The 7,998-nt window shown below is 66.7% G+C and carries 7 protein-coding genes; 1 reads left to right on the forward strand and 6 read right to left on the reverse strand.

The annotated features are described in order from the left end of the window. Positions 1–3: 3 nt before the first annotated feature. From G6O54_RS14485 to G6O54_RS14510, 6 genes are all read right to left on the reverse strand, one after another. A complete protein-coding gene (locus G6O54_RS14485) occupies positions 4–714 on the reverse strand; it encodes a class I SAM-dependent methyltransferase (RefSeq protein WP_165226351.1) in 711 nt (236 codons plus the stop codon). Continuing rightward, positions 707–1,702 (reverse strand): glycosyltransferase, encoded by a 996-nt coding sequence (locus tag G6O54_RS14490; protein WP_165226352.1) that lies wholly within the window; start codon positions 1,700–1,702, stop codon positions 707–709. The genes G6O54_RS14485 and G6O54_RS14490 overlap by 8 nt, the downstream gene beginning before the upstream one ends. Further along, positions 1,699–3,396: a M28 family metallopeptidase gene (locus G6O54_RS14495; RefSeq protein ID WP_250846895.1), complete on the reverse strand. Its 1,698-nt coding sequence runs from the start codon at positions 3,394–3,396 to the stop codon at positions 1,699–1,701. The genes G6O54_RS14490 and G6O54_RS14495 overlap by 4 nt, the downstream gene beginning before the upstream one ends. Positions 3,397–3,556: 160 nt before the next feature. After that, positions 3,557–3,961: a hypothetical protein gene (locus G6O54_RS37345; RefSeq protein ID WP_205678791.1), complete on the reverse strand. Its 405-nt coding sequence runs from the start codon at positions 3,959–3,961 to the stop codon at positions 3,557–3,559. A 1,326-nt stretch (positions 3,962–5,287) separates the two neighbouring features. Next, complete coding sequence (locus tag G6O54_RS14505) at positions 5,288–5,710, reverse strand: type II toxin-antitoxin system VapC family toxin (protein WP_256368984.1); 423 nt, start codon at positions 5,708–5,710, stop codon at positions 5,288–5,290. After that, complete coding sequence (locus tag G6O54_RS14510; protein WP_165226354.1) at positions 5,703–5,948, reverse strand: ribbon-helix-helix domain-containing protein; 246 nt, start codon at positions 5,946–5,948, stop codon at positions 5,703–5,705. Before G6O54_RS14510 ends, G6O54_RS14505 begins: the two co-directional genes overlap by 8 nt. 449 nt (positions 5,949–6,397) lie before the next feature. On the opposite strand from G6O54_RS14510, the gene G6O54_RS14515 reads away from it, so the two are divergent. Beyond that, positions 6,398–7,795 (forward strand): hypothetical protein, encoded by a 1,398-nt coding sequence (locus tag G6O54_RS14515; RefSeq protein ID WP_165226355.1) that lies wholly within the window; start codon positions 6,398–6,400, stop codon positions 7,793–7,795. Positions 7,796–7,998 lie beyond the last annotated feature (203 nt).

A 7,998-nucleotide genomic window follows, 5' to 3' on the forward strand; every position in this document is an offset into this window, starting at 1 on the left:
GCCTCACGACCGGCGGGTCCAGACGGCCACGACCGACTTCCCCAGCCTTCGTCCCAGCAACGGATCGAGCCACCTGGAAACGGGAACGAACGCGCGGTCCCAGAGCCGGATCTGCGACGCGGTCGGCATGCCGCTCCTCAGCAGGATTCGATTGCCGAGGGACAGGAGCATGCCGGCCGAGTCCATGTACGTCATCGAGTCCGAGTCCAGGCCGGTCGGCGCGATCGCGCGGAACATCCGCCGATTGTACCGGCGGTGATGGCCGATCGCGCGATCGAACGGAGAATAGAGGAAGTTATGCGCGGGGCAGAGGACGATCAGGTGCCCTCCCGCGCGGAGATGGCCCGCGGCCCGGACCAGCTCGTCGCGGTCGTCCTCGATGTGCTCCAGGACGTCGATGTAGAGGATCGCGTCGAAAGCTCGCCCGGCGGGCAGGTCCTCGAGGGTCCCCGCGATCACCTCGGGGCGGATGGCGAAGCCCCCGGCGGCGGCCCTGGTGGCGAGCTCCAGGGCCAGCTTCGGGTCGGGCTCCAGGCACGTCCAGCTCGCCTGCGACCCGTCGCAATAGACGGCCGTCGTGCCGCCGATCCCCGCGCCGACCTCGAGGACATCGCCCTTGATGTATCGGCCCAGGCGCTCCCGGCAGTAGTCCTTCCAGCGGACCGCCGCCGCGAACAGCTCGAGCTCCTTGCCCGGATAGACCTGATCACTCATGATGCGGATCGATCCGATCGATCCCCGCGACGTAATGGACGTGGTCACGCGCCGGGATGACGCTCGACCCCTCGCGGCCCCCGAGGGCGACGAAGACGAAGACCATCATCAGCAGGAAGAGCTGGGCGAGCAGGACGACCAGCAGGCCCGCGGCCGTGGTCGCCCAGCCGGGGATCGCCAGCGAGGTCGTCAGCCGGATCGCCACCGTGGCCCCGAGCGCGGCGAGCGCAAGCCCGGTCAGCACGCTGACGGCGATCAGCAGCCTGACCCCGATCCGATCTCCGAAGACCGACATAGCGCTCAGCCCGTGGGTCACCAGTGCGACCACGTCCATCCGCGACTGGCCGGCCAGCCGGCGGGCCCTCGGCGTCGGCAGCATGTCATGCGGGAGCCGGGCCTTCACGACCGAGGCCGCGTAGTGATTCCAGAGGTCCGATGAGACGACCAGCCGGTCCAGGACCGTCGCCGGGATCACGCTGAAATTCCCGACCCGGACGGGGATCCCCGTCAGCACCCGGTGGAGGAGCCGATAGGCGAAGTAACCGACCCGAAACGTCGCGCTCTCCGATCGCTTCACCCGCTCGGCGAAGACGATCTTCCGGCCGCCGCCGCCCTCGCAGCGATCCAGGAGCCGGGAGACGTCGTCCGGCGAGTCCTCGCCGTCGCCGTCCATGAGGACGACCGTCCGGCACGGACAGCACGCCTGGACGTGGCAGAGCCCGACCGCGATCGCACGTTGATGCCCGAGGTTGAGCCGGAGTCGGAGGACGTCCACCCGGGCGATCCGTTCCAGCCGCGGGACGTCGAGCGTCATCGGCGGGGGCTCGGTCGAGCCGTCGTCGACGGCGACCACGCGGCAGGAATCGCCGCCCGCCGGGCGGGCTCTCAGGGCGGAGTCCAGACGCTCGATGAGGATGCGGAACGAGGCCCAGTCGTTGTAGATCGGGATCAGCACGACGACGTCGCCCCCCCCGGACGCCGCGCTCATTTCGGGGCCGGCCGGAGCATCGCCTCGCGGCGGGCGCGGAACTCGCTGCCCGGCTTCCATTCGGGGAAGACGTCCCCCTGGGCCACCCGGTAGCCGATCTCGAGGACGACCCCCAGGTCCTCGGCCGCGCCGGCGAGGTTCCAGTCGGGTTTGATTTCGTCGCTGACCTTGTGATAGTCCTTCTCGGTGTACTCGTCCGCCTTCTTCTTGCCGTAGTCGTCCGGCTTGCCGGGGAACGTCTTGCCGGCCTTGGGATCGAGCGCCGGGACCCCTTGCTTGGCGAACTCGAAGTGGTCGGAGCGGTAGTAGTAGCCCTTCTCCGGCTCCGCGTCGGGTCCAACGGTCCGGCCGTGCTCCCTGGCGACGTCGACCAGGAGGTCGTCGAGCGTGGACTGGCCCATGCCGATGCTGATCAGGTCGCTCGTCTTGCCCCAGAGATTGATCACGTCGAGGTTGATGTCGGCGAGGGTCTTCGTGAGCGGGTAGAGCGGATTCGTCGCGTAGTACTTGGAGCCGAGCAGGCCCTTCTCCTCCGCGGTCACGAAGAGGAAGAGGAGCGACCGCTTCGGTGCCGGGGTCAGCTTCGTCGCCGCCCGGGCGAGCTCGAGGACGGCGGCCGAGCCCGACGCGTTATCGGCCGCACCGTTGTAGATCTGGTCCCCCTTCAGCTCGGGGTCGCGGCCCAGGTGGTCCCAGTGGGCCGTGAAGATGACGTACTCATCCTTGAGCGCCGGGTCGGACCCCTCCAGGCGGGCGATGACGTTGTGCGACTGGACGAGTCGGGAACGGGCCTCGATGGCAATGTTCGCCTTGGCGCCGAGCTCGACCGGACGAAAGTCGCGGGAGAGGGCCTTCGCCTTCAGGTCCGCGTAGTCCTTGCCGGTCGCCTTGCAGAGGGCCTGGGCCGTCGCGAGGTCGATCCACCCCTTCACGTCGACCTTTGGCGTCTGGCCGGCCTTCGGGTCGACGATGTCGAAATTCTCGCGACTCCAGCTCCCCTGGACGACCGAGAAGGGATATCCGGCCGGCCCCGTCTCGTGCACCAGCAGGACGGCGGCGGCACCCTTGGCGGCGGCGATCTCATACTTGTAGGTCCAGCGCCCGTAGTATGTCATCGCCCGGCCCTTGAACATCGCCGGGTCGAGCTGGGCCGGGTCCTTCGGGTCCGGGATCGGCGGGTCGCCGACCAGCATGATCAGCGTCTTGCCCTTCGCGTCCAGGCCCTTGAAGTCGTCCCAGCCGTACTCGGGCGCCTCGACGCCGTAGCCGACGAAGACCACGTCCGAGCCGTCGAGCCTCGGCTGCTCGCCCGGCTTGCCGGGGACGGCCACCAGGTTCCTCGGGAACTCGAGCGCGATCGACGTGTCGCCGATCCGGAACGACCCGGAGACCCTGGTCGCCTGGAAGCCGATCAGCGGCACGTTCTGGAGGAAGCTGCCGTCCGGGTTCCCGGGTTTCAGCCCCATCGCCCGAAGCTGGCCGGTGAGATACTCGACCGTCTTCTCTTCGCCCGGAGTGCCCGGCCCGCGGCCCTCGAACGCGTCGTCGCTGAGGACCTTGATGTGCTCCAGGATCCGCTCCGGCCGGATCGAATCGGCCGCGGTGTGGATCGGCGTGTCCTCGCGAACCGCCCCCCCCAGGAAGAGCATGGGCACGGCGATCAGCGGGGCGAACGAGCGGCGACGATCGGGCATGGTCTTCCTCCGGGGAACGATCTCACCTCGGAACGGCGAACCATGATAAATCGGGCCGGACCGGTCCGCGAGGGGATGGCGGGCGAGCGGTGGTCACGATCGCCCGACCCGGCCCGCGCGTTCGGGGCCGGGTCGACCGTGACCGAATCGAGGTCGTCGATCAGACGGCGGCCTTCTTCTTGGAGGGCTTCTCGCGGGAGGCGCGCCAGTCGGTGTAGAGCGACTTCAGCTCGTCGACCGTGACGCCGCCATGGTCCTCGCCGGAGTTCCACTTCGTCATCAGGTCCTTGTGGCGATCCCGGAGCGGGCCGCGGGGGAGGAACTTGCCGTGGAACTTCTTGATGTACTTCATGCGGGGATCGGCCGGGGGCCGCGGAGCCTCCGGGGCCTTCTCGACCTTGGCCTCGGCGGCCTCGGCCCCGTCCTTGGCCTTCTTCTCCTTGTCCTTCTCCTTGGGCTTGGCGTCGGCCTTCTTGGCGTCGCCCTTGGGCGCGCCGCCGCCGGCCTTGGCCTTGTCCTTATCCTTCGGCTTGTCTTTGCCCTTGTCGGCGTCTTTGCTGGACATCGAAACGAATCCTGACCTTGGCGGTGCGTAAAATGGGGCCGCGTTGCTGCGGGAAGAGGCGCGCAAAGCACGGGCCAATCCCGTCAAACTGCATGTATGCAGCGGAAGGGAGGCCCGAGACGATCTGAAGAGTCTACTCGAAGCCCCCAAGACCTAGCAAGCGAGCCACTCCAGTTGCCTGATCTCTCGACCCACGCCCCCCTCCGTTCGGCCCTGGAAAGAATGCCCCGGACTTTGGGTTCGATCGTCACTCGGTCGATTCTTGATGCGAGTCGTTAGTCTTTTGCTTATGGTCGATTACGTCGAATCCGCGGGGTGGATAGCTCTCGGACTTGCGCCGAGATCCATGGCCAGGCAAGGTCGCTCCAACGGCCCTGGATCGGACCAGAGGGCCAGCCGGAGTTCCCGTCGGATCTGCCCGCGTGCGATCATCCAGGAGATGATCGCACAAAGCCGCGGGACCAAAGGGCATGGGCACTGGCTCCGATTCTTCGAGGTGCCTGTCGCCCATTCCCGGGCGATGGAACACCATCAGCCGACGCTTTCGGGACAGTCTGCGACACGACTTCCCGTGACGGATTTCAGGAGTCCACGAGTTTCCGGCTTCGGAATCGCGGCGACCTTACCCCCGGCAAAATGGGTTCGTTTGTCGCGTTAGTGATCGCCGATGTGTTCGTAACAAGTTGGCGGAAGGTTCCTTGTGGTGATCCTGTTTTGGCTTTGCCATCCGATTTTGGCTCCCTTCTCGCCGGCCCGCGTCCTCCGCGCGGGCCGGCACCGGTCCTTCTTCGACTGCCACCGAATTGGCAAAGATCATCCGAAGGGTTCCCTCTCGCCCTGCGCGCAGGAATCCCTCCCTACTCAATACAGTCCCGGCGAACCCGACCCGAGTTTCACCAAAATGGAGAAAATCGGCGGCCGTGCCCCTACAATCGCGCGGTGGTAGTCGGTACACCCGGACGGGCTCCTCCCCCATGCGACCTCTCTTCTCCTCGATGCATGGCCACCTCGACCCGTCTAGCGGCGCGGCGATCGCCACGCGGGAGCTGCTGGAGTTGCCCTCCAGCCGCGGGTCCGAACGCCGGGTGTTCATGGCCGGGGTGCTCGATGACGAGGAGGGGACGTCCCTGGACCAGGCCCTCGGCACGCAGGGACTGCCGGCGCCTCGGTTCGCGGCGGATCTGAGCGAGAGTCACGCGACGGATGGTATGGACGTGGAGGCGGGGCGCGTCAGGTGCACGATCCTGGCCACCCGATCGGGCCAGAACGTGAAAGGTAACGCCGCGGGACGCGAAAGGCGTGTAACCGCTTCGCGTGCTGATTCGGTCATTGGTTGTCCGGGATAAGCGTCAGCCTTCGCTTATGTTTGAGGCGGACGATCGAGAAATCGCGGCGGTCGGTGGTGAAGACGGTGCGGACGCCCTCTCGCTCGGCGAGGTGGACCAGGGCGGCATCGGCTAGCTGCAAGCCTGCATCTTGGTAGCGGCGCATGATTTCGGCGACGGCGACCAGATCGTCGGCGTCGAGTGACAGCAGGGCAAACAATCCCTTCTTGAAGCCGTCGATCATCTGGTGCAAGCTTGCAGGCCGCGTGCGCAGCAGCCATGCGGCTTCGACGACGACCGGCCAGCATGTCGGCAGCGGCGCGGGTAGGGAAGCCAGGGCGGAGACGCACCGTTCGTGGTAGGCATCGTCTTTTGAGAAGATGGCGACCATGGGGCCGGTATCGAGCAGAACGCAATCAGTCACGCCCGAAGCCTTCCATATGGGCGGGATTGGTGCTGAGGTCGGGAGGCAGCCCCTTGGCCGATCCGATGACGCCGAGGCGCTCGGCCAGGTCGTAGGCGGATTCGGGTGGCTTGCGCCGCTTCAAGTGCTCGCGCAGGGCGTCCCGGACGAGGTCGGAGGGGCGAATGCCTTCGGCTCTGGCCTGCGCTTCGAGCTGTTCCTTGAGGGCAGGGTCGACCCGAAAGGTGATGCGGTCCATGAGAAGGGCTCCTTGCCAGCTTACTGTCAGACAATATAGCTCCAATGTCCGACGAACGCAACGCACTTGATAGTGTGCGTGATGGTTGCGTATCCGATATCGCACATTATCGGATGACGTAGCTGAATAGAGGTCAAGTGCCGATTGTTTCGCTCGCCGGTAAATGGCGCGGTCAATTGCGATCTATTTGGCACGACGCTTCAGGGTTGCAGTGGACCTCATCACCGCAAGTCTCAGGAGCGGAGGCCATCCGACGATGGGTTGGCCATCCGAAATCAATCGGCCTGGACCCGCCGGGCTTCCCTGCCCGATTCGGCACGGCCCAACGACCCAAGCTGCCACCCTCTTGAATTCTATGACAGTTGTCGTAGAATCGCGCGGCTTCGTCGCACCGCCAGTCTCGGGGGCGATTCGCCCTGGGCGGCGACAGACAAGACCGGGAGAGTCGCATGATGGCGCGTCATATCCTCGCGTGCACCGCGGCACTGCTCGTCAGTCTCGCGGGCCCTGCAGACAACGCCGATGCCCAGAAGAGGCCGCTCGAGACGCCGCGCGAGGCACGATTGAGTATCGCTCCGGCGCGGCTGCCGGTGCCGGCGCTCAAGCATCGCCTGCTGCCGCCGGTGGCGGAGCAGGGCCCGGGGAACGCCGCCACGGTCTACCTCGCGGCATTCCCCGCCGGGGCCGAGGTCGATTTCGACACCGTCGAGGGATTCCTGGCGACGCCGCTCGACGATCTGCCGAAGACCGGTGCGGCGTCGTACGTGGCGCGGTTCGCCGACGCCCTGCGTCTGCTCGACGTCGCGGGCCACCGATCGTTCTGCCAATGGGACGACGCGATCCGCGAGGAGGGGCTGCGGCTGAGCCTGCGCCACGTACGGAACGGACGGTTGCTGGGCCGCCTGCTGGCACTGCGGATCCGCCTGGAGATCCGCGACGGACGCCATGACGACGCGTTGCGGTCCCTCCAGGCGGGATTCGCGCTGGCCAGGGCCTACAACACGGGGACACCGTTCCTGTACGCGATGGCATCGTCGGACAGCGACGGCATTGAGAAGGTGCTCTTCGACGTCCTGCGGGAGTGGGCCGAGGCCCCCGGCTCGCCCAACCTGTACTGGGCCCTGGCCAATTTGCCGCGCCCGTTCCATGACCCACGCCAGGCGTTGGAGATCGAAGAGGCCTCGGTCTACTTCACCTTCCCGGACCTCCGCCGCCCGGAGCAGTTGACGGCGCAACGGGCGGAGCAGTTGATGGAGGACATGTGGCGTCTGATCGGCGGCCAATCCGATGCCCCCGCCGCCCGGAAGGCCGCGGCCGACTACGTGCAGCGGATGCTCCCGCGGGCGAGGGAATGGCTGGCGCAAAGCACCGGCGATGCGAGCCGGGCGGGGGCGATGCCCGAGGCCGCGGCGGTGCTCTGCCACATGGTCGCCGAGTACCGCCGCGAAGTGGACGAGATGTACAAGTGGGCCGGGATGCCGTACTGGCAGGCATCCGAGGGGCTGGGCAAGAGCGTCGCACGATTCCACGACACCAAGACCGACAACCCCCTGCTCACGCTCGTCCCGCGCGTCACCTCGCAACTCCTGATGTTCGCCATTCGCGAGCGCGAGTCGGCCCTTCTGCAGTGCGTCGAGGCGCTGCGGGCCCATGCGGCAGCCCATGAAGGCAGGTTCCCGGCTTCGCTGGAAGAGCTCGCCCCCGACACGCCCGCGCCGCCCGACCCGGTGCTGGGGAAGCCGTTCGAATACCGCCTCGAGGGCGGGATCGTGATCCTGAAGGCCGTTTCGCCCCGCCCCGGTTTCAAGGGCTCCGAGCGCGAGTATCGGATTTCAGTGAGGCGCTGACCGACGCCTGGTCGCTAGCCATGAATCCGCCCCTTCGGCGATGAGGGAGCCCGCGAAAAGGTGACCAGCGGGAGGGTGTCAACCAGCGGAAAGTATCAGGAACGAATGGCACGGGAATTCTCTGCATCCTCCGGGGTGGACGAGGATAGACAAACCCCCAGGGCCAGCGCGCACTTTTATGACGATTGGATAAACTTTGCGGT

Source organism: Aquisphaera insulae, from assembly GCF_011064615.1.
Classification (GTDB): Bacteria; Planctomycetota; Planctomycetia; order Isosphaerales; family Isosphaeraceae; genus Aquisphaera; species Aquisphaera insulae.